At 37.4% G+C, this 25,603-nt stretch carries 25 protein-coding genes and 1 pseudogene; 6 read left to right on the forward strand and 20 right to left on the reverse strand.

Features of this window, described 5'->3' with window-relative positions:
• Positions 1 to 170: 170 nt before the first annotated feature.
• Both N7931_RS11120 and N7931_RS11125 read left to right on the forward strand, forming a co-directional pair.
• Positions 171 to 503, forward strand: a complete 333-nt coding sequence (locus N7931_RS11120) for a hypothetical protein (protein ID WP_262794088.1) — start codon at positions 171 to 173, stop codon at positions 501 to 503.
• Between the two features lie 96 nt (positions 504 to 599).
• Positions 600 to 890, forward strand: coding sequence for a hypothetical protein (locus N7931_RS11125; RefSeq protein ID WP_262794090.1), 291 nt, complete (start codon positions 600 to 602; stop codon positions 888 to 890).
• Positions 891 to 1,195: 305 nt separating this feature from the next.
• Here N7931_RS11125 and N7931_RS11130 read toward each other — a convergent pair whose 3' ends face one another.
• The 4 genes from N7931_RS11130 to N7931_RS11145 all read right to left on the reverse strand — a co-directional run bounded on the left by N7931_RS11130 (position 1,196) and on the right by N7931_RS11145 (position 4,870).
• Positions 1,196 to 1,456: a hypothetical protein gene (locus N7931_RS11130; RefSeq protein ID WP_262794091.1), complete on the reverse strand. Its 261-nt coding sequence runs from the start codon at positions 1,454 to 1,456 to the stop codon at positions 1,196 to 1,198.
• 364 nt (positions 1,457 to 1,820) lie between these two features.
• Positions 1,821 to 2,876 carry a metallophosphoesterase gene (locus N7931_RS11135; protein WP_262794092.1) on the reverse strand — a complete coding sequence of 352 codons (1,056 nt, stop codon included), beginning with the start codon at positions 2,874 to 2,876 and terminating at the stop codon, positions 1,821 to 1,823.
• A 39-nt stretch (positions 2,877 to 2,915) separates the two neighbouring features.
• Positions 2,916 to 4,316, reverse strand: a complete 1,401-nt coding sequence (locus tag N7931_RS11140; protein ID WP_410369352.1) for a DEAD/DEAH box helicase — start codon at positions 4,314 to 4,316, stop codon at positions 2,916 to 2,918.
• A gap of 2 nt (positions 4,317 to 4,318) precedes the next feature.
• Positions 4,319 to 4,870: a hypothetical protein gene (locus tag N7931_RS11145; protein ID WP_262794097.1), complete on the reverse strand. Its 552-nt coding sequence runs from the start codon at positions 4,868 to 4,870 to the stop codon at positions 4,319 to 4,321.
• A 93-nt stretch (positions 4,871 to 4,963) separates the two neighbouring features.
• On the opposite strand from N7931_RS11145, the gene N7931_RS11150 reads away from it, so the two are divergent.
• Complete coding sequence (locus tag N7931_RS11150; protein WP_262794099.1) at positions 4,964 to 5,170, forward strand: helix-turn-helix domain-containing protein; 207 nt, start codon at positions 4,964 to 4,966, stop codon at positions 5,168 to 5,170.
• Between the two features lie 127 nt (positions 5,171 to 5,297).
• Here the strand turns inward: N7931_RS11150 and N7931_RS11155 are convergent, their stop codons facing one another.
• The 4 genes from N7931_RS11155 to tnpA (N7931_RS11170) form a co-directional block, all read right to left on the reverse strand.
• Complete coding sequence (locus tag N7931_RS11155) at positions 5,298 to 5,735, reverse strand: hypothetical protein (RefSeq protein ID WP_262794101.1); 438 nt, start codon at positions 5,733 to 5,735, stop codon at positions 5,298 to 5,300.
• A gap of 292 nt (positions 5,736 to 6,027) precedes the next feature.
• A complete protein-coding gene (tnpC, locus tag N7931_RS11160) occupies positions 6,028 to 7,575 on the reverse strand; it encodes an IS66 family transposase (RefSeq protein ID WP_262794102.1) in 1,548 nt (515 codons plus the stop codon).
• 21 nt (positions 7,576 to 7,596) lie between these two features.
• On the reverse strand, positions 7,597 to 7,935 hold the full coding sequence (gene tnpB / locus N7931_RS11165) for an IS66 family insertion sequence element accessory protein TnpB (protein WP_262794103.1): 339 nt from the start codon (positions 7,933 to 7,935) through the stop codon (positions 7,597 to 7,599).
• Entirely contained in the window at positions 7,932 to 8,231 is a 300-nt protein-coding gene (tnpA, locus tag N7931_RS11170; protein ID WP_262794104.1) for an IS66 family insertion sequence element accessory protein TnpA, read from the reverse strand. Before tnpA (N7931_RS11170) ends, tnpB (N7931_RS11165) begins: the two co-directional genes overlap by 4 nt.
• Positions 8,232 to 8,500: 269 nt before the next feature.
• Here tnpA (N7931_RS11170) and tnpA (N7931_RS11175) point away from each other — a divergent pair, with 269 nt between their 5' ends.
• The 3 genes and pseudogenes from tnpA (N7931_RS11175) to tnpC (N7931_RS11185) all read left to right on the forward strand — a co-directional run bounded on the left by tnpA (N7931_RS11175) (position 8,501) and on the right by tnpC (N7931_RS11185) (position 10,684).
• A complete protein-coding gene (tnpA, locus tag N7931_RS11175; RefSeq protein WP_262794106.1) occupies positions 8,501 to 8,806 on the forward strand; it encodes an IS66 family insertion sequence element accessory protein TnpA in 306 nt (101 codons plus the stop codon).
• Positions 8,803 to 9,153, forward strand: coding sequence for an IS66 family insertion sequence element accessory protein TnpB (tnpB, locus tag N7931_RS11180; RefSeq protein ID WP_262794108.1), 351 nt, complete (start codon positions 8,803 to 8,805; stop codon positions 9,151 to 9,153). The genes tnpA (N7931_RS11175) and tnpB (N7931_RS11180) overlap by 4 nt, the downstream gene beginning before the upstream one ends.
• Positions 9,154 to 9,230: 77 nt before the next feature.
• A pseudogene (gene tnpC, locus N7931_RS11185) lies at positions 9,231 to 10,684 on the forward strand (IS66 family transposase).
• Positions 10,685 to 10,960: 276 nt separating this feature from the next.
• Here the strand turns inward: tnpC (N7931_RS11185) and N7931_RS19550 are convergent.
• From N7931_RS19550 to N7931_RS11245, 12 genes are all read right to left on the reverse strand, one after another.
• Entirely contained in the window at positions 10,961 to 12,397 is a 1,437-nt protein-coding gene (locus N7931_RS19550) for a Tn7-like element transposition protein TnsE (protein ID WP_316250577.1), read from the reverse strand.
• Positions 12,398 to 12,482: 85 nt separating this feature from the next.
• Positions 12,483 to 14,066 carry a TnsD family Tn7-like transposition protein gene (locus N7931_RS11195; RefSeq protein ID WP_262794109.1) on the reverse strand — a complete coding sequence of 528 codons (1,584 nt, stop codon included), beginning with the start codon at positions 14,064 to 14,066 and terminating at the stop codon, positions 12,483 to 12,485.
• A gap of 42 nt (positions 14,067 to 14,108) precedes the next feature.
• Entirely contained in the window at positions 14,109 to 15,197 is a 1,089-nt protein-coding gene (locus tag N7931_RS11200) for an SAVED domain-containing protein (RefSeq protein ID WP_262794110.1), read from the reverse strand.
• Between the two features lie 9 nt (positions 15,198 to 15,206).
• Positions 15,207 to 15,842 carry an SEC-C domain-containing protein gene (locus N7931_RS11205; RefSeq protein ID WP_262794111.1) on the reverse strand — a complete coding sequence of 212 codons (636 nt, stop codon included), beginning with the start codon at positions 15,840 to 15,842 and terminating at the stop codon, positions 15,207 to 15,209.
• Positions 15,835 to 17,028: a nucleotidyltransferase gene (locus N7931_RS11210; protein ID WP_262794112.1), complete on the reverse strand. Its 1,194-nt coding sequence runs from the start codon at positions 17,026 to 17,028 to the stop codon at positions 15,835 to 15,837. The genes N7931_RS11205 and N7931_RS11210 overlap by 8 nt, the downstream gene beginning before the upstream one ends.
• 103 nt (positions 17,029 to 17,131) lie before the next feature.
• The gene (locus N7931_RS11215) at positions 17,132 to 17,674 is read right to left on the reverse strand and encodes a winged helix-turn-helix domain-containing protein (RefSeq protein ID WP_262794114.1); all 543 of its coding nucleotides are present in this window, start codon (positions 17,672 to 17,674) and stop codon (positions 17,132 to 17,134) included.
• A 46-nt stretch (positions 17,675 to 17,720) separates the two neighbouring features.
• Entirely contained in the window at positions 17,721 to 18,824 is a 1,104-nt protein-coding gene (locus N7931_RS11220) for an ATP-binding protein (protein WP_262794116.1), read from the reverse strand.
• Positions 18,825 to 18,886: 62 nt separating this feature from the next.
• Positions 18,887 to 19,972 (reverse strand): protein kinase domain-containing protein, encoded by a 1,086-nt coding sequence (locus N7931_RS11225; RefSeq protein WP_262794118.1) that lies wholly within the window; start codon positions 19,970 to 19,972, stop codon positions 18,887 to 18,889.
• A 1-nt stretch (position 19,973) separates the two neighbouring features.
• On the reverse strand, positions 19,974 to 20,435 hold the full coding sequence (locus tag N7931_RS11230; RefSeq protein WP_262794120.1) for a hypothetical protein: 462 nt from the start codon (positions 20,433 to 20,435) through the stop codon (positions 19,974 to 19,976).
• Positions 20,428 to 22,965: an EcoAI/FtnUII family type I restriction enzme subunit R gene (hsdR, locus tag N7931_RS11235; protein ID WP_262794122.1), complete on the reverse strand. Its 2,538-nt coding sequence runs from the start codon at positions 22,963 to 22,965 to the stop codon at positions 20,428 to 20,430. The genes N7931_RS11230 and hsdR overlap by 8 nt, the downstream gene beginning before the upstream one ends.
• Positions 22,965 to 24,131 (reverse strand): restriction endonuclease subunit S, encoded by a 1,167-nt coding sequence (locus tag N7931_RS11240; protein ID WP_262794124.1) that lies wholly within the window; start codon positions 24,129 to 24,131, stop codon positions 22,965 to 22,967. Before N7931_RS11240 ends, hsdR begins: the two co-directional genes overlap by 1 nt.
• Positions 24,131 to 25,597, reverse strand: a complete 1,467-nt coding sequence (locus N7931_RS11245; RefSeq protein ID WP_262794126.1) for a type I restriction-modification system subunit M — start codon at positions 25,595 to 25,597, stop codon at positions 24,131 to 24,133. The genes N7931_RS11240 and N7931_RS11245 overlap by 1 nt, the downstream gene beginning before the upstream one ends.
• Positions 25,598 to 25,603: the final 6 nt, after the last annotated feature.

Here is a 25,603-nt window from a genome sequence, read left to right on the forward strand (position 1 = left end):
AGTTATCGTTTAATAACAATCAGTTATTTAAACGGTGATCTTCCTACAGAGGACTTTCACCTCATTAGTTAATGCCCATGTCGGGCGTACACAAGCGCATGTTGCCGGACTGGTTTTCCGCTACGCTTCAAACCAGCCTCAAATGCGAGCGTTAGGTGCAAAAGGAAATTATGCTTAAATTAAACAAATCTGATGAAGAAATTTTATCTATTTTAAAGGAAGCATTTTTCACCAAAAAATTAAAACCTCTTGGTTCTGATGATCACCTAAGATTTTTTATATTACGTGCATTTTTTTGGTTGTCTGTTTTATCGGTTATCGTTCGTATAGGTATTGCTCTTTCAGGGCAAACTGTGTCAGCACAAGAATCATCTATGTTTATGATGCCTTTAACATTTTTCTTTTCTATTTTATTCTTGCATATTAATAATAAATCAGAAAATTTTAGTGTTATTGTCTTAGTTGTTACTTGGGTGTCGTTGCAACTAAGTTTGTACATGTAGGGAAATTGCACCTAACAAACAATTTATGTGGGACTGCTAAAGCTTGGCTGCGGGCGTTATGTACCAAGCGGTTTAGTCCGCTGAATAGGAAAGAGTATGCCCCAATTAAAAGATGGAAGTGACTTTAAAATTAATCGCCATATTGTAGGTGATGAGTCAGGGCTAAGAAATTTGATTAGCGCTTGTGAAAAAGCTATTGAGCAAGGTGAATACATCGGAAGTGATCTCGATGATTTCAATGGGGTTACTAAACTTGAAACCGAGTTTTTGAAAAACAACCAAGAATCTAAATTAACTCCCATCTTTTTAACAGCTTTTTCTATTGTGGTTGTTTTCCTAATATTTCTGGTTGTACTTGGCTTTAAAAGCTTTTTAAATTGGTTTTAGCCCGCGTAGGTTGGGTCGAACGAAGTGAATCCCAATAACTTATTTAATATACAAAATGTTGGGATTCGCCTAGGCTCGTGCCAACCTACCAAATATGCAAAATTTGAGTTGGGTAAATGTCAATTTTGCGCAAGCCTACTGATGTTTAAAATTGTTCAGAAGGCGTTCGCTATTGGCACCTGAGCTGACTAGCTCAGAAAAACAAAAATATAAACATCCAAAAAACTATCGGCCGAAAGCCTTTTTTGTGTCAAGCATTTTGCTTGACGTACATTTTCGATCCATTTAGCTTCAAAATTCAGCTATCACTTATGATTATCATCACCAAATATAAAATATAACCACTTTGATGGTAACATTGCTGGAATGAAAGCGAAGCAGCACATTCCAATATAGAAAGACATCATGAACCAATAGCCTACAGGATCAGTTGTTATTTTAGGATTTTCACCACGTGAAGGAGCTTCTCCAGTATCAAGCCCTACATATACAAATATAAAAAACCCCGCTGCAACAATTAATAAAACAAGCCTTGTACCAATATTTTTTAAAGTTTTACTATTCATTACGGCCTCAGAATCATGTGGACGGGTAATAAAGTTTTTAACTTTGTAGGTTTAATATAAAACCTTATTACCTACCAAAAATGTGGTTATTTATTAAAGTTTGATCTAAAAAACCAAAAAATCGTACATAAAACACTCTAAAATGTATTAAAGTTTGATCAGAAACCTTTGATTTAGGAAATACCCTTATGTATTAAAGTTTGATCATTTTAAAGCTGATAGAGTTAACTCCAAACTATACTCTTTTCTTCAAGGATTTTGAACTCTATTCACAAATACATCTTTTTGATATTTAGTTATATAAGTTTCATTTTTTGCTTAATCATCTAGCCCACTTTTATGTTTGATACTCAATTAAACCAATTTAATAAAACTCAACCCTAAGTCCCATTTTCTTGATAATCTCATATAAATCATAACGATATACATATCCTACCGGACAATTTCGTCCAGCCAGTAACCTGAAAAATTGGTCTTCGATGCCAGTGAGCTGATTATCTACTTCAATCTGTTTTAGAGCCTCTTGAAGGGCACTCATTAATATTCTGTCTGTAGCTAAATATTTTTGTGGAATTGATAAGACTTTTGGTTTTTTTTGCGTCAACTTAACCTTACTGCCGTCAAGCTCCAGTATAGCTTTACTGTCAAACCCGTGAACAACTTCAACATCATGATAACCGAATGGATTACTGTAATAATAGATCCCATCTGAATGGCAATAATTACTATAATGACTGTGTCCGTTTATGGCCAAGACAGGTTTTGTTTTACATTGATTAAAGAATTCAGTCATATCACTGGCATAAGCAGGAGAAAACTCTGAATTTTTATATGCCGGTTCCAACTGTAGCGGGTGAGTTGCATGGTGAGTCACTGAAATAGGAATCTCTTCTTGGCAATTATTCAATTCCGTTTGAATAAAATGTTTAGCCTCAATATGCCACTGCACTGTGTCCAAAGGTCTAAGTTTTCTATAGCCTGTAGCTGATTTAAACTTTATTTTTCGAAAGTCATTCATTCTAGCTCTGGCAAAATTAGTTGATTTAACAATATCACCTCTGAGCTGATAGTCGGTCCATAAATCAGTCACAATAAACTTATAACCTTTAATCGTCACAGTATCATTTATTAAAAACCTAACATTAGTATTTGCAAAAGCGTCAGTTAGATTCCGAATGGCTTTATCTCGTCTGGAGCCATAATATTCATGGTTTCCAGCTGTGTAAATGATAGGTATGTTCGGGTTTAAGTTTAGTACCCAATCAATACCGTGAGATTTCACTCCATCCATTATATCGCCAGCTAGAACCAGAACGTCTATACCCTGAGCCAATTCAAAATCAGGTAGCTTGTCTGGTGCAAAACATCCCAGATGGATATCTGACATTACCGATAATTTCAATTGAGCTAACTGATTCAATGTGTCTAACCTCTTGCAAAATTAAGTTAATTTGCCGCTTTAGAATGGTGACTGAAAAGCCTGAATAACTTGTTGTCTAAAATAACCCAATATATCGCAGCGAACCAAGTCAGATGGTATTTTTTCCTTGGTAGAATGAGCTTTGTAACCATCTGGTGTAAGAAGTACATCCGCTGTTATATTCTTAGTTTTTTCCGAAGCAGCAGCACCGTTATTCACACCAACAGCATCCGTTGGTTTATCTGGTTTTGATTTATCAACATCGCTATCTTCATCCATAATCACAGAGTAGTGTGGAATATCTTGATTTAACCGTTGAGCAAAACTAGTCAAACTTGGCTCAGCAAAAGTATATAACCATGCTCGCTCAGAATCATGACTTGTGACTCTCAATATCCGCCCAATAATCTGCCTGAAATACAACTCAGTTTTGATTCGACTTAAATGGCAGCATACTTGTAACCTGGGTATGTCTGTACCTTCTGAAATCATACCAATACTTATTATCCAAGGATCAATACTGTTTCTAAAACTGTCTATTTTTTGAGCCGAGTTTTCGGTTTTATAACTCACAATTTCAGCAGTTTCTCCAAATTCCTTTGTCATTAATCTTTGGATTAATAAAGCATGAGCTACTGAAGTCGCAACAATTAGCCCAGCAGCACGAGAGTTGTTCGTTCTAATTGAAGATAATTTATTAATTGAGGATCCAAGAATATATTTAAGGGCATTATGATTATGCAACAATTCGCTGTAACTAATCACTTTCTGATTAAATAGCTCATTAAAACTCTTGTAACTATTTTGAACTGATTGCCTAGTAACAACAATTTTGTCGTTATCGATTAAAGTAATTTGCGGAACTCGACAAACTTTATCTTCAATAGCGCGTGCAAGCCCATATTGATAGTGCGTACTAATTTTCCCATTTGATTTAGTATATTCGCTCAAAGCAATGGGCATTGAATCACTTCGCCAAGGTGTGCCACTCATTGCCAGAGTATACTTAGCGTGATTTTTAATATTATTGAGTATTAACCGACCCCAAGCATTTCCTTTAACAAAATCACCACCAGAGCAATGATGAATTTCATCAAATACGACAAAGACCCTATGAGAATTAAAAATTTTCCAGAAGGTATTATCTAGATTTAACATCGCCTGATACGTTAGCGAACAACCAATCGAGGCTAGCATACCATCAAATTTAGAGCCTAATATTCGTTCAAACACAACACGCGCATTTTCCGATGTGGTTACACTTGGTGAAAAACAAATAATTAAGTCGATCTTATCCTCGGCCAGTAATTTTTTTGCTAAGCTCGCAGACATAATTGTTTTGCCGGCAGCGGGTGTTGCCAAACAAAGAAAATGCCGGTTGTTTCGATAATATTTACTCGCCTTACTAATACACTCACTTTGCCATTGTCGTAACTGCACTATTAACCTACTACACTATTTTGAAGAATGGTTTTCACTGCTTTTATCTTTCCAAGTAATTCATTTGATTGATTACAAGCCAGTAAATAGTGTTGCTCCAGTACTTTTTTCATATCTGGAACAATCGAGAATAAGCGCTTATATTCCTCTGATTCTGCAATACAAGATTGAAAATCAATTTCATACTGTTTTAACTCTCGCTCTAGTTTAGATTTGGAGGCTTCAGAAGTAGTTTGACTCCCTAATAGTTGACCCTTTCTTTCATTTTCCTTTGCAAAAATTTTAAATTTAAAGGTCATATCAGTGAACCCTTCAAAACTTCTGTAAACAACTCTTTTACCATCTCCTAACTTCTTTTTTTCTATAACTTTTTGTTTTACGAGACGATCTAGTTGACGATATAGGAGTTTATTCAGTTCATCCGTTGTTATTTTGATCTTGGTTTGTTCTATAAAAAATTCCCTAAGCTGCTTCATTTCAAGGTGTGAGTTTAAATTACTTAAGAATATTTTGTGCAGTGTAGGATTTATTAATATTACCTTCGGGTTAAGCATTATTCATATCCGGCCATCAAAAAAAGAGGATTATAAGCCGTGGATTTATAATCCGCAAAAAAAGATAGTCTTTTATTTTAATAGCGACAAAAAATGAAAGACTTAGCAAAGAAATTGGGCGCCAACATTCGAGTAAAAAGAAAAGAAGTTGGTTTGGCTCAGGATAAACTTGCAGAACTAGCTGACATGGATCGGAGTTACATCGGGAGAATAGAAAGAGGCGAGATGAATATAACCGTCGAAAAACTATATTCTCTTGCAATTGTTTTAAAATGCAAGCCTAAAGATTTATTGCCATAGAAGTCAGACTTCGATTATGCAAAAGTTGCCTCATCAGAATACAGCTTCTTTCACTTACAAATCAAAGGGCACTTCGACCTTGCAAAGGTGCCCTATTTAAATAAAGAATCACTTGATAATGTCTGATTTAACCAGCTAGCTTAACACAGTTTAATTCATCAACGACAATAGGCTTACCTGCTCGTATAAAAAAGCCACCATAACATGGTTTACCCTCTTTCATTCGTTCTGAATCAATACCTCTATATATCAAAATATATGGGTGTTTTTCAGAAGCATCTAACAGTAAATCAGAAGTTTCAATATACGATAAACCTAAAAAGCCTAGCATGTCGGGTCGATCTTTAGGGGTTTCATTTCCCCATATATTGAAGTCGCTGTTAACTTCATCAAGGTTTGATACACTCATGACTGTATAGTTATGCTTTTTGATTTCTTCTGGCTCTTTAAATTTAATTCTGGCCTTAGCATGATCAGCTAGAAGTCCTGAAGTTTCATAGCTTATTTTGTCAACTAAGTATTCGTCACCTCGATTAATTGCTAAACGCTCAACATAGAGGTCCATAACATCTTTGTAATAACGAACGCATTTTCATTACACTCTAGTGTCTTACAGTTTGGGTCAGTATTAAAAAAATAAGAGTAAGTTAACGGGTGACGCTTCATTGAACTATCAGCCAAAATACCAAGAACACCTATACCGATTTGACCCCAATCTGTAAAATTACCCGGAGAAACCCATTGCCCACTTTTAGTCAAAACTGCAGCGGACGAAACTAATCCTGAGCCAAAAACCACATCTGATGCGCTGGATGTATTAACATTATGTAAGCGATCATTCAGGGGGTATATTACCCCTAATTAGCCAGATCTGATGTTAAAAAATGATCTTTAAATTTGTCTTTCCAAACACGCGGGGTTAAATCAATGACATCTTTGGCGGGATGCAGGCTCACGCGTTGCAATACATCCACCAAATAGTGATATGGGTTAATGCCCAGCAACCGGCACGTCACCATTAAACTTTGTAATACGCCCATATTTTCAGCGCCCAACTCACTCCAACAGAATAAATAATTCTTTCTGCCCATAGGGATTACTCGCAAGGCGCGCTCTAAATGGTTGGTATCAATTTGGATATTCGCATCCCCTAAATACACTTTCAGTTGATGGTATCGTTCATCTGCATACTTTAATGCTTTGCTGATTGGGTTTGATGGTAATAACTCAGGCCGTTGCCTTTGTTCATATATCCAGTTAAAGAATTCATCAATCACAGGCTCTGCATGTTTTTGTCTATAATCGAGTGCACTTTGTTCATCTAAGTTTTCATCGCGAATATGCTTTTCAACTTGATATAAATCTGCAATTTTTAGCAGTGCATATTTTGCAAGCTCAGGCTCCATCTTAAGTGACTTTTCAAAGTAACGTCGGCAGTGCGCCCAGCAAGATGCATGGGTTACGTTTTGGTTTTGCTCGTTCAATTGATTGACTGTTTTGGTATACGCCGTGTAACCATCGGTTAATAATGTACCATTAAAGCCAGTCAGTTGATTTTTGGCATGCAAAAAGCCTCGGTTTTGCGACCAAGTAAAAGCAATTTCGTCTTGTTCACCATAAATGGGCCAGTAATAGGTTTGTTTCATTTTACCTTTACTTTTTCGGCCCGCTTTTATCGGCACTTCATCCATGGCCAGTATTTTACTTTGCAAGATATGCTCAAGCTGCGCTTGATAGATGGGGTATAACAGCGCAATGGCTTTTTGTATCCAATGGGTGAGGGTGGCGCGGCTTAATTGAATGCCCGCATCCAACATTCTTTGGTGTTGGCGGTATAAAGGTAAGTGATAAACCGCTTTATCGAACATGATACCTGCAAGTACGGATACGTCAGCATAACAGCCTTCTAATACCGTATTGGGTGTGGGCTCAGTGCGAACGGTTTCTTTGGTTTTATGACGCACAACGGGTTTACGGTAAATTAAAACAACGTAACTACCCGGTTGCTGCGCTAAACGCGCCTGCTCTTTATAATCGATAATTTCGTATTGGTCTGCGTTATCGCCATTAAGCTCTGGTGCGTCGACTTCAATGATTTTTTGTGGCACTGAATCATCAAAACGTAAACCCGTATCATTGACTTCATCGCCGCTTAATTGTTTATTCGATTTGCGGCGGTGAGATTTAATTTCGATTGAATCGGGTTTGGATGTAGCTGAGTTATCTTTAACAAATAGCTCAGTTTGCTCATTTGAGTCGGATAGAAATTGTTCAGACTTACGCCCAAACACTTGGCGTTTTAACCAGTCGAGTTGATGCTCAAGCGATGCAATTTGTGCAGCTTGTTTGGCATATTGAGCATCAATTCCAGATGCAGGTAAGTGACTGATTTTATGTTTTTTCATAGGGTATAATTATACCCTATTTCACCTTGTAAGGCGCGTGTTTATTGGCTTTTCTTGCCATTTAATTCCACCAATTAAACACTGAAGTTGTGTCCAATCTAAGGTGATTTTGTTGTCACCTGAAACAGTGTGTAAAGTGCCTTTTTCTAATCGTTTTGACCAAATACAATAACCCCCTTGATGGTAATAGAGTAACTTAATGTGTGTGCGTTTTCGGTTAATAAAAACAAACAGCTCGCCATTATTGGCACGACAGTTCAGTTTGGATTGAGTGAGAGCAGCTAGACCGTCAAACTGTTTGCGCATATCAACAGGTTGGTTGTATAGCCAAATGGCGACAGAAGGTGAAATACCTATCATGCTTGTGTGCTCATGTTTAATACCACACCGCCTGGTAATTTGAGCTCAATGCTCCAGTTTTGAGCTGTTGTGTCCGGCATGGCAATTGTAACTGGCTGCCATTCGCTGTCTGTTTCAGCTTTAGCTGGTTGCGCTTTAACTTCACTGGTATTTAATTTTTGACGCCAGTGATAAAAATTGGAAACGGTTAGCTGATGTTGCTCGCAAAATTTGGTTATTGCCATGCCTGATGTTTGTTGAAGTTCAAATAGTTGCTGCCAATCAGCAGCTGTGCGTTGAGTTCGGACTTTTTTCATATTCATCATCTCGTGGTTATTTACGTTGATGAACAGAATATGGGATTTAAATTTAGTTTGAAGACGGTCTAAAATGATCGCTTACAACATTATTAACACCAGTGAATTTTTCCTGCCCTGAATTCGCAGCGCTGCTCTCACGTAACTTATTTAATTCGTGGGCTATTTGAATTTTTGTGTCAAATAGAAGGTAACCGTCGGCTAAAACACACCTAAACATTTATTTTATATTCGCTAAGCTCATTTCTTTTTAATAACAGGAGTGAGTTATGCAAACCAAACGAACTCATCAGCATTGGCAGGATTTAATTCGCCAACAACCAGACTCTGGTTTAAATATACAAGATTTTTGTCAGGTAAATAATTTAGCTAAGTCCACTTTTTATAAATATCGCAAACAGTTAACCACCCAAACTAGCTTTAGTAAAGTGAGCATTCAAGCTGAGCACACGGGTTTGCAAGAAGCGATTGAGCCTGCCCATATCACACTGACTTTGCAGGTTGGAGAATTAAAATTGCCAGGTTCAACCTCTGCACAGTATTTGTCTGATTTGATTAGAGGTTTAGTTAAATGAAAATGTTTGTTGAGCCAAGTGACATTTACCTGCACCGCCCAGTGGTGGACTTTCGAAAATCGATTAATGGTTTAGCTAATATTGTTGTCGCTGAAATGAATTTAAATGTGATGTCCGGTGCTTTATTTATCTTCTGCAACAAAAGCAAAGATAAACTCAAAATCCTTTACTGGGATAAAACGGGGTTTGCTTTGTGGCATAAACGATTAGAAAACAATAAGTTTAAATGGCCGAATGCCGAGCATGAAAACCAGCTTGTTTTATCTGAGCAACAGCTTAACTGGCTGCTCAATGGCTTTGATATTGTTGGTCATAAACCGCTGATTTTATCAAACTTGAGCTTATAACTTTAGATCATACCTGATCAGCTTTTAATCTGAATAACATGCAGATAATCAGCGAGTTACAGGGTAAAATACCCCCTATGACTGAACTAGAGCAGCAACTTCTCAAACGCATTGCCGAACTTGAAAAACAAGTAACGGATAAAGATTCCAGAATCGCGTATTTAGAAGAACAATTCAAATTAGCTCAGCAAAAACAATTCGGTAAATCAACCGAAGGCCACCCTGCACAAGGTGATTTATTTAACGAAGCGGAAGACATCGCTGATACACCCGTAAAAAAGCTAAACGCACTGCGTTACCGGCTGATTTACCACGCGAAGTGATTGTGCACGACATTGAAAATAAAAGCTGTGACTGTTGTGGTGGCGAGCTGCATAAAATGGGTGAAGATAAATCTGAAAAACTTGAATTTATTCCAGCTCAAATCAAAGTGATTGAACATGTTAGACCAAAATACAGCTGCCGAGCCTGTGAGCAAAACGAAACACAAGTTCAAATCAAACAAGCCCCGATGCCAGCGAGTCCAATTCCTAAAGGCATTGCAACACCAAGCTTACTCAGCCAAATCATCACCAGTAAATATCAATACGCACTGCCGCTTTATCGGCAAGAAACCATGTTTAAACAACACGGCATTGAAATCAGTCGACAAACCATGAGTGACTGGATAATCAAATGTGCCAGTTTATTTAAACCACTGTATGACAAATTGCATCAAATCTTATTAGAGCAACATGTCATTCAAGCGGACGAGACCACACTCAATGTGGTGAGTGATGACAAAACAAAATCCTATATGTGGTTATATTGCACAGGTACTGACACGCCTGTTGCAAATAACCCATTTAAAAATATCGTACTGTATGAATATCAGCCGGGTCGTTCGGGTTGTTATCCTGCGAATTTTTTACTTAATTATACAGGTTACCTTCAAGTGGATGGTTACCAAGGGTATGACCAAACTAAAGCTAAGCTAGCAGGCTGCTGGGCACATGCACGGCGTAAGTTTGATGAAGCTGAAAAAGCGCAACCCAAAGGAAAAACGGGCAAAGCAAATTGGGCGTTGAATCATATTCAAAAACTTTATCGAGTTGAACAGAAAATCAAAGATAAAACAGCGGCTGAAAAACAAGTCATCCGGAAAAAAGAGTCAGAGCCATTACTTAACCAATATAAAGCTTGGTTGGAAAAATCTTTGCTCAATACCTTACCTAAATCCAAATTAGGGGAAGCGCTCAACTACAGCCTGAATCAATGGGATAAGTTGGTTCAATATGTTGAAGATGGTCATTTGTCTATCGACAATAATCGCGCTGAGCGGGCGATTAAACCCTTTGTCATTGGCCGCAAAAATTGGCTGTTTAGCCAAACAGCTAATGGGGTCAACGCCAGTGCAATGCTCTACAGCATAGTGGAAACGGCAAAGGCCAACGGACTAATACCTTACGATTATATTAGCTATTGTTTAACCCAAATCTGCAAACCGGGTTGCCAAATCGATGATTTACTGCCTTGGAATATCAAAAGCTAGGTGTGGATTGCCGGACGCTTACAATAGAAGAGAAGCCCCTTCTGAGAATTGTGATTTATCTATATTTGTACTTACGCAGGCTGTAAGTGAAATTAATGAAATTCCGATGCCGAATAACTGTATATACTTCATACATTTTCCTTTTAATTCAATTATGTCCCAGAATAATTTGTTTTCATAACACCATATCTTCGGTGCAAAATATAATATCAGAATTTAAAAAAAATACATTTATTGTCAGGGGTTTAATTTATTATTAATGACTATAAAGCTCATCTATATATACCCCAACTTTCTTAACTGAGTTATAAAATAGCTCATCCAGCGTTTGATATGGGCTTTATCACCAGTTTCGAACTTTTTAGCCGGGTGAGTAACATATCTAACAGTTTGGGCGCATTCCTTAATTGTTTCCGTATTCCATTTAAAACCTGAATCCACGCAAGACTGTATTATTTTTACCACTCCATTTACAGGTTCTAAAGACTGCTTGAACTCAATAATCGGAGTACTGATTTTCATTTTCTGGTGACCGGCGTTATCAATCTCCAATATATGTAAGGATGTAGGCCCAATACTTAATTTTGCCCATAAAAAAACCCGTGCTTCCTGAGTATTTTCATAGTAGTAATTTGATATATTCTTAGCTGGTTTGGGGCATCTGTAAGTATTTATACTTACAACTACCAAGTTACTATACTCCGCGGACAAAGCATTAATAAGATGTTCAATAACTTTTAGTCTGTCCGTAGATTCAACTTTAGTTAACTCGTCAGGTTGCATTTCCATTTCGCTATCTTCTGTTCCAGTATTTATCTGGTAGTCAAATTCTTTAGCCTCTCCCTCTCCATTTTTATGATTTATACCTGATTGTTCACTTGGTTTATCGTCGTCAACCTCAACCATTGGCTTTCGTCTTGGATCTTTTTCACCTGGAAGAACTTCAATATGATTTACCATATTAAAGATTTGTTTTAATTCAGGACTTTTGTATATTGAATGTCTGCGTTTGGGATTAACGCCACTTTTAAAATCCAATTCATCGGGCTTACCTGATACTTTTACATGGGGTTTTCGTTGCCCAGTATCATTTCCCCCGTCATCCAGAACAATAGGTTCTTTTTTATTTGGGTGGTAGATTTCAATATCAGGTAAATGACCTATTGGACTTGTCCTAAATTCGGTAATTTCATTTGCATAAAAAATGTCATTATAGAAATAGCCCTTAGCCTTAAACTTCCATCCGGTTAAATCTGGTGGAGTAAAACAAAAATCGCAGTAGTTATCCTCATTATTAACCAGGTGTTCAAATATTGAGTTAAAGCTTGAGCGATTTTCATCAGACATTAACAGCCAAACTAAATGTTTTAAAGCTGTGGTAGATGAGAGGTTCGAAAGTGGATAGTCGGAGAAACGATTAAAGCGAATAATACTCTTGTCTGGATACTCTTCAATATTAGCCATTGCATCTAAACCGTTAACTCGAAATGCAGTCCTAGTGAGATGAAAATTGTTTAAAAAAAGAGCTCTAGCCAATTCGATTGCAGACACTAAAACCTGAGAAGATTCTGACACAAACCGAAAATAAAAACTCCCATCATCTTTTTCTATCCTATACACCTCTGGTTTTTCATTAACTTTCCAACTGTGATCCCTTAAATCTTGATGCTGATACCTAATTTTGTTCCGATAGATGCTGTTTACAACAATCATTGGAATCAACTCTGCAGGGACACGGGAAAGATCATGATCTGAAAATTGTAAATCAACAAACCATTTAAATTTCCCGTCTACCTTATCAACTGATATTTTCCCTATGGACTGCAAGATTGCATCCTGAGGAAATTTTCTGATTTCTCTTCCAGGTTGGTAGTTCCATTTTAATAATTTCTCGGGTATGTTCCTTAACCCTCTTTTTATTGATTCCAACAGCTCGTTCAACATCACTTATACCACCAATTAAAATATTATTATTTATTTGTTTAGACAGATAAAAAGCCAAGCGTCTCTGCTGGTATTCATCGACAGTCTCTGTATATTTAATAAAAAATTGTTGGCAAAGAGGTAACTTGTCTAACTTACGACCAAGCAATGCTTTTTCACCAAACTGTGTTGCAAACCAAGCAGCACTTCTTCTTGGGCCATCTAATTTGCCTTCAACTGAAAATAAAATTTTGAGTAAAGATTTGGCAAAATAAATATCTCTTTTCAACCAGTTCACTCGCTCGTTGACATAGTTAACGATACTTTTAGGCTTATTATTCTTGAGCCAAAAATTATCATATCGATATAACCACGAATAAACTCTGCAGCCTTCAGTTGTTGCTCTGACCTGTTTTAAAGATTTTCTCTTGATTAGCGAAAGCCAAATTCTACGATATTCATTTAATTTAGCTTCATCCTGACACTGATTATATACATGCGAGTTTTTGGTTTCATCCTGCAGTTGGCTTACAGCAATTAACGTTTGTTTTAAATTTTTGGGTATATAGCCTAGTGCAAACCAAACTATAAAATGTTGTAGATAAGAAAAACTTTTCCGGTGTTTTCGAAATATATCAACTAACCAGCTACTGGTTTCAGATACAACTAAACTTTGCCGGGTTAACCATGGAATACTCCAAAACGCTTCAACTAAATTCTTAATTTGGCAATGATCAACCCTATTGCCAATCATTAATCCATTGTCGATGGCTAGCTTCTGGTAGAAACGAGTCCATTGACAATAAGAAATATGAATTTTAATAGGATAGAGTAATTGCTGAACCAATAAAGCTAGGTCCAGTAGTTTCGTTGACAATACGTTAGTATGGATAAGCGTTACTCGAACAAACTTTAAGTTTGAATCAACTCCCGTAAATCTATGCTTGTGAGTACTAATAATGGATATCTCAGTGTCTGTAAGTGGCAAACCATGGATCGGACAAAACTCTACACCTGGGCATTGAAGTACCCTTTGAGCGTAAGCATAGCCCAATTTAGCTTTCTGCTGCTGAAAACATTGTGGGCAAACTTTGTAAAATTTGGGGTATTGGACAACAGAAGCATTAAAACCTGAGCGATAAGTAAACGTGCTTTTTCTAGAATAAGCTAAATCATCCACTAGTTGTTTGTAACGTTGTTCTGGTATAAAAGGTTTAAATAAAGGTAACAATGTATGTTTTTCGGCTAATTCAGTTGTTGAACAAGCTAAATTTTTGCCTCCAACGTTTAAAAACTCACTCAGATGCCCCTGAAATAAACCTGATGGAACTATTTTTCTATTTTCGAATAGGTGTTCCAGCAAGACTTTATCATCAGTTATACCCATTCTAGTAGCATAACGATAGATCAAACTCCCAACGAGCTCATCTTGATTTATTATTGATAATTGGGCATACATGTGGAAACTAACCTCCCAATATATAGATTAGAGCTCTAATAATCATATGCCTGTGTGAGCTAGTTTATAACCCTTAACGCCACCATTAAAAGATACCCCCCACGGATGGTTTAGATCTTTGTGATCAGGGTTGTAATGGTAAAAAGTTATTTTTGGAAGATGACCTTGATTGAGGGCTGAACCTAGACGAAAAATGAAGGAAGCCTGAGCCGCAACAAATAATTTGATTTCCTTCAATCCCGTTTTGTGAGGAAGTATTTCGCTATTAATAAAATGTATAATTTCACCAATAATCCGGTTCTGTTTATCAACACTACATAATTTGTCATAGCGAGGATTATCATCTTGCCAAAACACCTTAAAGCAATCCGATTTTGGAAAGTCAGAACGGATTTTATCCACGCAAATAGGCAAGCTTAACTCTATAATTAGGCAAACTGATTCTTCAAAGCCATTCGACGTAGTAGATTCACACTTAACATTTTCGCCATCATCTAAATCGGTCAAAAAGTGCCATTTTTTATCTTGCCTGTTCCAATCAGCGACGTAAACATTCTGCATATTACTAACTGCGTGCCCTGCGGCAGCAACCATTGGAACAGGAGCTACACCTGAATATACTACGTGTTTATTTGCATTGTTTAATGATGAGCTACTTTCATTTAACGCTTCAGGTATTCTAGCGATCTTAGATAACTGACTATTAAGTGCCTCTAAATCTGTCGTTTTATGACTATTACCGAATACCATATTAAATGCCTGAGGCTTAAACTTCTTCAGCGATTTCGGGAAATAATTTTCAACATCATCGATACCGTGATCTATTAGTCCCATATGTCTAATTTTGAACAGCAGTGAGTCGCTCGCTAGTTGCCTATCTCGATACTCTGAATATGCCAACATGAATAGAGAGCAAACAGCCAAAAACATGAAAAATAGACTACTGCTATTTCCAGATGAAAGCGAAACGTTAAGCCAATCGGTTTCGAAATTAACTGACGCTGAAATTGCAGCTAGAGCGGTTAAAGAGCAGATTAGTATTAATCGTGCAATTGAATTTAAAGAAGGTTGTCGCCATCCTTCGATGTACCACTTAAAGAGGCTAATCAATAAATTTGTTAATTTCATCATTCCAAGTGTCTACCTTGTGATAAATTTCGCTAAGTCTGCCATTAGCAATTCTTTGTTTTTAAGGAGGGATTTTAGTTCTGTCTGATGGCACTTGAGTACTTTCTTACCACTTCCGCAGGGGCATTTTTCATGGGCGCGATATCCATGAACAGCAAAGTTGTGAAGGGATGTTAAGACTGTCCTAGCGTCACGACTTTTAAACGTATCTAAATAAAAATCTAGGATGCCTTTGTTACCGTGTTCTCGTTCACCAAATGGATGTTCTCCGTATTTAAGAAAATAGCTATACCCATACAAAAATGGGACAATTAGATTATTGATAAAGCCTAACAGTGACGGTTCTAACTCAAACAGCTCACGTTCTTCTATAGGAACAGCAAGACAGAAACTACCGTCAGGATTTGTATGCTCAAACCTTTTATCTAGGCTATATCCCGAAGGAAATACTTTTGGTAAATCCCTAGGGTAAGAATATGGCACAGATATTTTTACATCGTAATTTGCTGTAATCGTCTCTTTGCCCTCAACTGAAGCGCTGAAATGTAAAGAGCCTGATAACAAAATATCAGAGCCATTCTGAACTAGCCATAAGTTTGGGTGACTGTCTAAAACGGCTTGAATTTGTTCGTGAATTAATTTATTCACCAGACCTCCAAGGTTTTGCAGGTCGTGATATATTCACTTTTGTAGGTTCATGTACGGCAGGTGATGGGACACATTTTGACCATACTTTACCAATTACACTTTTTCCTAAGCATGCTTCAAGTGTAAAGCGAATAGAATCTCGGTCTCTTTGCGTAACGGCTAAGAAGTCTTGTTTCAACCACTCGACCCATTGAAAAAACGCTTTTGCACGGGCATCTCCTTCTTCATGCCACCTGTCTGCAAAATTTTCTTTTGGATTTGTAGGGTTACCTATATACCAAGTACCATCAGGTAGCCTTTTAATTAGCCCTCTTGCCGATAATCGTTCATCGACAATCACCTTGTTTTCAAGTAATCCCATATGTGCTGATAGTTTATTAACTATATTAGTTAACGCGTCATAGACATTAGTTTCATTGTCATACAGATGAGCAGCCAAAGTTGTCATTATCATGCTAATTGGCGCGTATTTCTGATTACCATTGAAACGCATATCTCTGTGCCGTTTCATTAATTGAATAGCTCGTTGGAGAGGGGTTCGTATTAATTGATCTGGCACATCGTCAACTTTGGCATAAATATCTGAGAATGAGTTTGAAATCATCCTTTTCTGATCCAATGCGACTAATCTATATGCATCGGCATTGCGTTCTTCAAACCATGCAGCATAGCCTTTAGGATTGCTCGATGCCCAAGAATAATTTTCATTTTCTTTATGCGTAATTGAGATAGGAGAATAATTAACTGCTGAAAAACCACTGGAAGGGAGTACATCTAAGTGAAATCCAGCACCATCTTGCTCGCTGTATAATAATGTCCAGCACCGACGACCTTCTTCATCTAGCATTTCCTTGTATGTAATATGTTCTTTCAAACGATTTCCAACACGATGTTTTACTATTCCCGCTTGTGTAGCCGATGCTTGCTCTTCAAACTCACAGACTAAATCAATATCGTAGTCCTTTTCAGATTGCTCTCTAATAGGACGAACGACCGTTCCAAGACGAAATGAGCCTTGAGGATAAATGTTAATTTGTCCATCGAAGTTTTCATATTCGCCATCATTTAACCATGCACCTACTGACTCGTAGCGCGATACAGCCAGCTTGTATTTAGTTGGAGAGATATCGAGTTCTTTCGCTACTTCTTCCAACAACTGACTAAAATTATTAATTGTAATTGCCACCTTGATAATCTCCTTAAATAAAGCTGTTTAATCAGGTTTCATAAAAAATGAGCAAACGCTCACCTTTTATACTAAACCATCAGATCTGGTTAAACAAGTTAATTTAAGCAGATTTAAACAATCTTTTGTAAATAAACTCTTTCCCGCCAGACAGAGCGGCTTCTTCTTCACGTAGCACAACTCCTTCGCTAACCAGCTTTTTTAATCTAGTGCTCGCATTTTGAACCGATAATCCGAGAGTTTTAGCCACATTCGCAGTTGTCACATGAGCATTAGAATAAACATATTCTATCAGCTCCCTCGTAGATGTATTAATATCTGGGCCGATAATTTCTAGCTTATTATTAAAGTTTGTGGCGACTAATTGTTTTTTAGCTTTTGCGGCATAGTCCCAATTATCCAACAAATCCTTTGAATCAAATTTTGTTATATAAAAAGACTTCTCTCCATTTAAGTGTTTAATAATTGAGATAACACTTTCCCTTGGAAAAGAAGCATCGGTTGCTTTTATCCCCTCAAGATTAATTTCAATCACCTTTTCGCTAACATTACAGTCTAGGAATTCCTTCAATCTCTTATAAGTTTCCTGTCCCTGTTTATTTCCAAAAGGGTGGTCATTTCCATTTGTGTAATCTATAAGTCTCATGATAACTTCTGGTTAAATTAAGTTGTTTACCGAGATGATTATTGACCTATTTTAAGATAAAGTCAAAACAAACGTGAGTTCCAGCTAGGTAACCTAAATCAGAGCGATGAGTTGAATCTGTTAATTTTCCATCACAATACTCAAGTTTAACAATTAGGTTTTCTTGCCTAACCGTAACCTCTGCATTGTACTTAAGAGCATAATCTTGGCTTCGTTTTAGTCCCAAACCACGAGCTACACCATCAGGATTGTGCCCAAATCGACTAAGCTTCCCATCTGTAAGCGCCTTGATGATTAACTTAATGTCTGACTCTACACAAGTTAGATCCAAAGTTGATGCAAGCTTTGGGTAATGCTTGTGCAAATTTTCTTTCAGAGTATTTGATAAACCAAGACCATGATCAGATATAACAGTTTGTACGTGGCTGTGATGGTTGTTTTTACCCTCATAAAACTGAAGAGCTGCGAATCCCGGTATAGGTGTTTCACTATGTTCCTGAACATTGCCAATTAACTCTGAAAAAACAGTAAAGGCAGCCATATAGTAATCTTTACCAGCATGGCTAGTAAATGCTGCAGTTAGTTCTTCCGGTAATTCCTCGTTGAATGAATTGAGATCAATCTCTCCGATTTCAACCAAATTATTGCTATTACCTTTATACTGCTTAGCTCTTGAAGTAGCAGGGCGATTTGGTAGGATTTTGATATCACAATGAATGTGATCAAAGAAGCCCAGTCTATCTAGATAGCTCATAGAGCCTTTACACAACTCAAAATCTAAAGTTACATTTTTGTCAATATGATTTAAATAGTTAGCAAGTGATATTAATCTTGCTCCAGCAATCAAAAGAATTTTAAAACCTTTTGGCAATTGAATAACTATATTCGACTCTTGAGCATTAACGAGGTTGCCTATTTCAGAATAGCTTTGCTCAAACCCTTCACAAGTAAGCCATGCTCCACACTCAATTTTCCATTCAACAGTGTCGGTGGATTCTAGATACCATTTATAGTCTTCCTGATATAATCCTTCGTTATGCCTTAGTAAATAAGAATTTACTTCCTTTTTGTCTTTCTTTAATTTATTGGCAATTTCCCGGCCTTTTAAGCCCGGTGTTTCTTTTAAGACCTTTTTTATTTCAGCTAACATTACATTCCTTTGTTTTAAATAATTTTATCTATATTAAGGATAAAACAATGCATAATTTTAGATTAATAAATATCATCTAACGGGTTATAGTAAGGGTCAAAACCACTTGAATCAATTACGGTATTAATAAACTGAACGTCTTGAAAATCTTCTATCCTGTGAACAAGCCAACTAAATAGCCGAACAATAGAATGGATCTCAGGTCTTCTTTCTCCGTCAGGGGATAATAGTCTTAGCATAATTTGTTCGAAACCCACGCCAACGGATTGTAATTTACTTCTAAAATCACTATTAAAGTTATTGAAATCTCTCAAAAGAGTTATATCCGCAATTTCATTAGCTTCAAATGGAAGAGTGCCGAAGAGTAACTTGTACGCGTAGACACCAAATGACCATGAGTCATAATTCTTTGTATTTTTACCATGAAGTAAAAAATCAGGAGGCATTGAAACAAAAGATGCAAGCAATCTTTTATTATTATCTTGAAATACCAAATCTTCGTCTAGCTCTCTGTCTATCTTGTAAATATAATCAGTTTCTGTTTCGTTCCACTGACAATTCCCTAAGTCTAGAAATTTAACTTTTGAATTGACATCAGTACGATCTCGATCATATCTAGGCATGACAGGGTTACTTAATAGAAGGATATTACTCGGATGTAAATCTCTATGTGAGTATCCTGTTTGATTAAAATAATTCAATCCTGATGCTATGCGATACAATAGTAACAATTTTTCTCCTATCGAAAAGGCGCTTGTTTCTAGATCTGACAACAACTCACCTTCCTCATACTCATATCCAAAATATACTATTTCACCTGAATTTGATTCGACCAGAGGAACTACTACTTTGGGTAAAGGATAACTTTCATCAGGGCCGATAAAAAAAACTTTTCTTTGTTCTTCTGTAAACATTTCGGCATCATCTCGCCAATTTGCTCTATTTTTTTCCAATACAGAGCATTCCAGCTTGAATCTTTCAAGCTCAACTTTATTTCGAGGAGCAATTAAAAATTTAAATACGACTTTTTTATGATCTGACTCATACAAAGCGCTAAGGGCACTTCCACCACCAAGGTACTTTATAAATCTATATTCATTTATAGTTGTTAGTCCTAGCTGTTGAAGAAGTGTTTCGTTGTTGTTCATTCTAAATATTTCGTACATCGTATTCATTACAGTACAACATAACTTCACCACGAAATCCTTGAGGTAAATCTTCAATGTTAAATACCTTTTGATAATTTTTACTGTCTAACCAAGAAATAATTTCCGCTTCATCAGATAAATCTTTGACTTCTTCAGTAATTTCCAAAAAATCATATACGATGGAGCTATACAAAAGACAATATTCTTGAGTTTTTGTAAGATCAATTTGAAGCAAAGAGCCTTCCGGTTCTTTATATTCTTTTGCGTGACCAGCACATGGTGAGCAGAAAATAGTTTGACTCCTTGCTCGGATTCCATATCGTCCTTCAAACCAATGATTTGCCACATCGTGAACGAATTGGCTTGATGATTTTGGTCGTCGCTCGTCCTTGATGTATCGATTTATCAGTCTTCCATCAGGAGTAAAAATAACTGTTCCGCGGTATAATGTTATGTCATTCATACAAATACTTCTGAAACCCAATAAAGGTTTCTCTAATTGCCGCTGGTGAGCCAAACACATCTACGGCATCACCAATCGTGTTGTATTTCAGCTCAATCAAACTGCGCATCTTACTTGGCGATAGCTCCATAACACCATCTTCAACATATTTTTCTAATATGAAATCGATGAATTGTTGCTGCTTATCGTCTGTAAATGCGGCTTCAATATTGGGGTGTGCCGATGTCGCTCTTTGCTGTCTACTAACAGCTTCACTCGCGTAGGCTACATAGCGCAATACGTCATACACATCGCTATCTTTGGCATCTATTAGTTCTTTCATGCCTTCGAGTTTTTCTTCGTCATAACCAGCTTCAGATAGGCTTGAGAGCAGTTTTTCACGAGTTGTTGGATCACTCCAAATTTCACGAAGTTGATCTTCATTTTCGAAGAACTTAGGTAAGTCAGAGAACAGTCGTTCAATAAACTCTTTTGCTGTAATTGGCTTATCACCAAACCAATACATTACTGATGATATATGTTGTATTTGACGCGTCTTTCCATCACTTAGCTGTATAACTACTTTTTCTTTTTTCTTACAGATACAGGGAATGCTGTCACACACTGGGCAGGTTTCGGGTTCACAAATACAAGGCGAACTGCCACAGCGCTCACATGGTGGTTTTCCACATACACAGGGTTCACTACCGCATTCTACACAAGGTTCTTTTGGGCATTTACATGGATTAAAACCGCATAACTCACAAGGTTCTTTTTCACAACTGCATGGGTTATCACCACAAACGTCACAAGGATCATCTGGTGGTAAAGGCTCACCATCCCATTCTGGATCAGCAAAGTTATGGTGAGCTTTAACAAAGTCATAGATAGTGAAATAGTCTTTGCCATCGTACATGCGCGTACCACGACCAACAATCTGCTTAAATTCAATCATGTTATTGCAGGGGCGCATCAAGACAATATTACGTACATTTCGGGCATCAACCCCTGTAGATAACTTGCGTGAAGTGGTCAGTACCGTTGGTATTGTTTTTTCGTTATCACAAAATACGGCTAGGTCATTTTCACCCGCTTTACCATCATGTGCAGTTATTCGAACACAGTAACTATGGTTTGTTGTCCAACCTTTCTGCTTGGCATATTGATTTATATAATCTCGAACCAGCCCAGCGTGCTCTTGTGTGGCACAAAAAACAATGGTTTTCTCTTTAGGGTTAAACAAGTCCATCCAGTAGTGAACGCGTTTTTGTTCACGCGCTGGAATTGTGATAATTCGGTTGAAATCACCTTCTTTGTATACTTTACCCGGTTCAGGATTTCCATGAACAATTACACCTTCACCCGGTGTATAAACGTATTCGTCCATAGTGCCGACAATTGGATAAACCTTAAATGGTGTTAAGAAACCATCATTAACGCCTTCTTTTAACGTGTAACTGTAAACAGGTTCGCCAAAGTACTTGTATGTATCAGCATTGTCTTTTCGTTTTGGTGTAGCTGTTAAACCCAATTGAACAGCGGGAGAGAAGTATTCTAAGATCCTGCGCCAATTACTTTCATCGCTGGCCCCGCCACGGTGACACTCGTCAATGATGATGTAATCAAAAAAGTCAGCAGGGTATTCACCAAAATATGGTGTTTTATTGCCATGTTCATCTTCAGGCCCACTCATAAAGGTTTGGAAGATAGTAAAGAACACGCTGGCATTTTTAGGCACTGAGCCTTTCTTGCGGATTTCACTTGGTTCTATACGAACGATGGCATCTTCACCAAATGAGCCAAAATCATTAAATGCTTGGTTTGCTAGAATGTTACGGTCTGCTAGGAATAGGATTCGAGGTCTTTTTTTAGCGGCATCAGGATTTTTTTGCGCAGTTAAACTCCATCTGCTCTGGAATAATTTCCACGAGGTTTGGAATGCAATGCAGGTTTTCCCTGTTCCTGTCGCTAATGTTAGTAGTACTCTTTGTTTGCCTTCTGCTATGGCATTTAACGCATTGTTGATGGCGTTTTCTTGATAATAGCGAGGTTGCCAGTCGCCTTTTGTTTCAAACGGGATTTCTGCAAATCGTTCACGCCATACTTTTTTGAAATCAGGCGTACCTTCAGGCTCACTATCGAAGATTTTCGTCCACATTTCTTCAGGCGATAAATAGCGGTCAACTAATCCCTCTGTACCGTCTACCATATCTATTTGATAGATTTCATGCCCATTAGTAGCATAGGCAAATCGGCACTGTAGACGCTCTGCATAATCTTTAGCTTGGCGAACACCTTCGGTATAACTCAACCCTTCTTTTTTAGCCTCAACTACAGCCACTTTTTGACCTTTGTAGATAAGCACATAATCGGCAATTAAACGTTGGCTACGTTTACCGCCAACTAATATACGGCCTTTGGTAATTTCAAATTCCCTTCGAATACGGCTATCGCTATCACGTTCCCAGCCATCATAATCAAGGCGAGGATCAATATGGTCTGCACGTGTTTCTGCTTCGTTGCGATTAGCTTTCTTCTTCGGGATAAGCATTAGGCAGCAACTCCTTTGCTTTTAGTTAATTCACCATTAAAGGCTTTATGTAAAACGGACTTCTTCAACTCTTTTAACTTTAATATCTTTGCTTTGTATATGTCGCTCAAAATATTGACTTGACCTTCTAGCTCCCGCAATTGTTCTACTATTATATTTTGTTGGGTTATTTCTGGATATTGGATTGGCAAACCCATTACTACTTTTTGATTTATTTTTTTCATTGTCGGGTTTGCTCCTGTCGCACTTGATTTGATTATTTCTCTCAATTCTTTCGATCTAAGGAAGTAATATAAATATTCTGTAGAAATTAAATCATTGTTAACAACCAACTTCATTATTAAGTCAGGATAAATTGTTGGTGACTCTAAATTGGAGCAAATTGCAACATGCCCTACCAAATTAGGTGTGTTGCTTCGGGTTATCAATAAGTCACCTTCTTTAACCCAATAATGTGCATCAGCCTTAGTTTCAGCAGAGGTGTACTTGAACTTCGATGGATCAAATTTAAAGCCAGTTACAGCAGACAAAGTAAGAACAGGGACACCTTCATTTGAGTGATTTTTTGCTGGCGGTGACCACCCGTTTCTTGGCTTGTCATTTAGCAGCTCTCCAAGAGTATTGTGGTTCCAACTTTTTATCGGCTTACTTAACGCGTTACTTATGCTTTGTTGAAGTAGAACATCACAATTGCTTAAGTTTTGTTTAGATTTTTTTTCAATGTCCTCAATATAATTAAAAGTGCTTTCAACAATCGAAATAAATAACTCCTGTTCTTTAATTGTTGGAACAGGAACCTCAAACGATTGAAGCATACCCAACTTAATATATGGAATAGTATTGCCGAGTTTTTTATCGTACAGCTTGTCTTTTAGGCAATTGCTCAAGACTAAATACAAGTATTTAGGAATTACTTTATCGAAATGACTTAGCACATAAGTTCGTTGATACGCTTCAAATTTACCGTTGAAATAACTTGTATTCCCAACATCACCGTTGCCTGCAATTAATATCGCCTCGCAATCAAAAGAGTACGAATCACTATATGTATGGTTTTTAGCGCATGTAAAAAAGGGATAAATACCTTTTTGATTACCTTCATTTACATCTTTTTTTCCGGTCTTTATTTGACATAGTTCACTCAAATTCATTAAGGGCCAAGTCATTAGAAAGCCCCTTTAATCGCTTTTAGAGTTGCAATCGCTTTTATATCCAACTCTTCGATTTCACTTATTACTTCCAATGGGGCCCTTTGAGATTCTGCAACCTTTGAAATAGGATGAGTTGTGGGGATGGCCCAAGTTTCTTGATCTATTTCAGTTATGGGCATTGACCAAGATAGGTCTGAATTAATTTTGTCTTTCTGAAACAACAAAAATTCATTTAGATCAGTGTCATTCAAAGGAGAGTTTTTTCCTAAACTACGACCCGGATCTAGTTGATAAATCCAAGTAGTTTGAGTAGGTTCGCCTTTTACAAAAAACAAAACAACCGTTTTGACTCCAGCCCCCAAGAATGTTTTGGCTGGACAATCTAACACAGTATGCAAGTTACAGCTTTCTAGTAACTCCTTTCTCAAAGCGATTGCTGCATTATCGGTATTTGACAAAAATGTATTTTTTATAACGATTGCAGCGCGGCCTCCCGGTTTAAGGGATTTTATAAAATGCTGCATAAATAAGAATGCAGTTTCTCCAGTTTTAATAGGAAAGTTTTGCTGTACTTCTTTGCGCTCTTTTCCTCCGAAGGGCGGATTCGCCAGAATTATGTCGTGTTGATTATTAGGTGTAATATCTTGCAAGTTTTCAGCTAGAGTATTGGTATGAATAACATTAGGCGCTTCGATACCATGCAGGATCATATTCATGATCGCGATAACGTAAGCTAATGACTTTTTCTCTTTGGCATAAAAAGTACGCTCTTGCAGTATCTTCAATTCGTCAGTTTTCAGCTTTCTTTTTTCTGCACCACCTTGACGAAGATAATCATAAGCTTCACATAAAAAACCTGCTGAACCAGCAGCACCATCGTAAATCGTTTCACCAATTTGCGGCTGAACAACATCAATCATGGCGCGGATAAGTGGGCGAGGGGTATAGTATTCACCACCATTACGACCTGCATTACCCATGTTCTTAATTTTCACTTCGTATAGATGTGAAAGTTCGTGTTTTTCTTCTTGTGAGCGGAAGCGCAGTTCATCTACTTTTTCTAACGCGTCACGCAGTGAATAGCCGCTTTGAATTTTGTTTTTGATTTCACCAAATATCTCACCGATTTTATACTCAATGGTGTTTGGGTTATCAGCACGCTGTTTAAATGACTTCAGGTAAGGGAATAACTCTTGATCAACATAATCAATTAAGTCATCGCCAGTAAGTGCATTATCATGATCAAATTCGCCAGATGCTGTTTTAGGCGCAGCCCAACTGCTCCAGCGATGCTCTTCATCAATGATGTACTTGTACTCTTCCATCATCAATTCTGCTTCTTGCGATTTGGCAAACTCTAGATCATCAAGGTACTTGAGGAATAACATCCATGACGTTTGTTCGGTGTAGTCTAATTCGCTGGAACAACCAGCATCTTTATGGAGAATGTCATCGATATTTTTAAACGTTTGTTCAAACATTATTCT

Origin of the sequence: Catenovulum sp. 2E275 (assembly GCF_025515275.1) — a bacterium.
Classification (GTDB): Bacteria; Pseudomonadota; Gammaproteobacteria; order Enterobacterales; family Alteromonadaceae; genus Catenovulum.

What these genes read in the sequence shown, in the direction of transcription:
- N7931_RS11125 (WP_262794090.1), top strand. Translation starts at nt 600, where the DNA reads ATGCCCCAATTAAAAGATGGAAGTGACTTTAAAATTAATCGCCATATT.
- hsdR (WP_262794122.1), bottom strand. Translation starts at nt 22,965, where the DNA reads ATGCTTATCCCGAAGAAGAAAGCTAATCGCAACGAAGCAGAAACACGT.
- tnpB (WP_262794103.1), bottom strand. Translation starts at nt 7,935, where the DNA reads ATGATAGGTATTTCACCTTCTGTCGCCATTTGGCTATACAACCAACCT.
- N7931_RS11130 (WP_262794091.1), bottom strand. Translation starts at nt 1,456, where the DNA reads ATGAATAGTAAAACTTTAAAAAATATTGGTACAAGGCTTGTTTTATTA.
- tnpB (WP_262794108.1), top strand. Translation starts at nt 8,803, where the DNA reads ATGAAAATGTTTGTTGAGCCAAGTGACATTTACCTGCACCGCCCAGTG.
- N7931_RS11120 (WP_262794088.1), top strand. Translation starts at nt 171, where the DNA reads ATGCTTAAATTAAACAAATCTGATGAAGAAATTTTATCTATTTTAAAG.
- N7931_RS11240 (WP_262794124.1), bottom strand. Translation starts at nt 24,131, where the DNA reads ATGACTTGGCCCTTAATGAATTTGAGTGAACTATGTCAAATAAAGACC.
- N7931_RS11230 (WP_262794120.1), bottom strand. Translation starts at nt 20,435, where the DNA reads ATGAATGACATAACATTATACCGCGGAACAGTTATTTTTACTCCTGAT.
- N7931_RS11220 (WP_262794116.1), bottom strand. Translation starts at nt 18,824, where the DNA reads ATGTTAGCTGAAATAAAAAAGGTCTTAAAAGAAACACCGGGCTTAAAA.
- N7931_RS11245 (WP_262794126.1), bottom strand. Translation starts at nt 25,597, where the DNA reads ATGTTTGAACAAACGTTTAAAAATATCGATGACATTCTCCATAAAGAT.
- tnpA (WP_262794106.1), top strand. Translation starts at nt 8,501, where the DNA reads ATGCAAACCAAACGAACTCATCAGCATTGGCAGGATTTAATTCGCCAA.
- tnpC (WP_262794102.1), bottom strand. Translation starts at nt 7,575, where the DNA reads ATGAAAAAACATAAAATCAGTCACTTACCTGCATCTGGAATTGATGCT.
- N7931_RS11150 (WP_262794099.1), top strand. Translation starts at nt 4,964, where the DNA reads ATGAAAGACTTAGCAAAGAAATTGGGCGCCAACATTCGAGTAAAAAGA.
- N7931_RS11200 (WP_262794110.1), bottom strand. Translation starts at nt 15,197, where the DNA reads ATGATGAAATTAACAAATTTATTGATTAGCCTCTTTAAGTGGTACATC.
- tnpA (WP_262794104.1), bottom strand. Translation starts at nt 8,231, where the DNA reads ATGAAAAAAGTCCGAACTCAACGCACAGCTGCTGATTGGCAGCAACTA.
- N7931_RS11215 (WP_262794114.1), bottom strand. Translation starts at nt 17,674, where the DNA reads ATGAGACTTATAGATTACACAAATGGAAATGACCACCCTTTTGGAAAT.
- N7931_RS19550 (WP_316250577.1), bottom strand. Translation starts at nt 12,397, where the DNA reads ATGATTGTTGTAAACAGCATCTATCGGAACAAAATTAGGTATCAGCAT.
- N7931_RS11145 (WP_262794097.1), bottom strand. Translation starts at nt 4,870, where the DNA reads ATGCTTAACCCGAAGGTAATATTAATAAATCCTACACTGCACAAAATA.
- N7931_RS11155 (WP_262794101.1), bottom strand. Translation starts at nt 5,735, where the DNA reads ATGGACCTCTATGTTGAGCGTTTAGCAATTAATCGAGGTGACGAATAC.
- N7931_RS11225 (WP_262794118.1), bottom strand. Translation starts at nt 19,972, where the DNA reads ATGAACAACAACGAAACACTTCTTCAACAGCTAGGACTAACAACTATA.
- N7931_RS11195 (WP_262794109.1), bottom strand. Translation starts at nt 14,066, where the DNA reads ATGTATGCCCAATTATCAATAATAAATCAAGATGAGCTCGTTGGGAGT.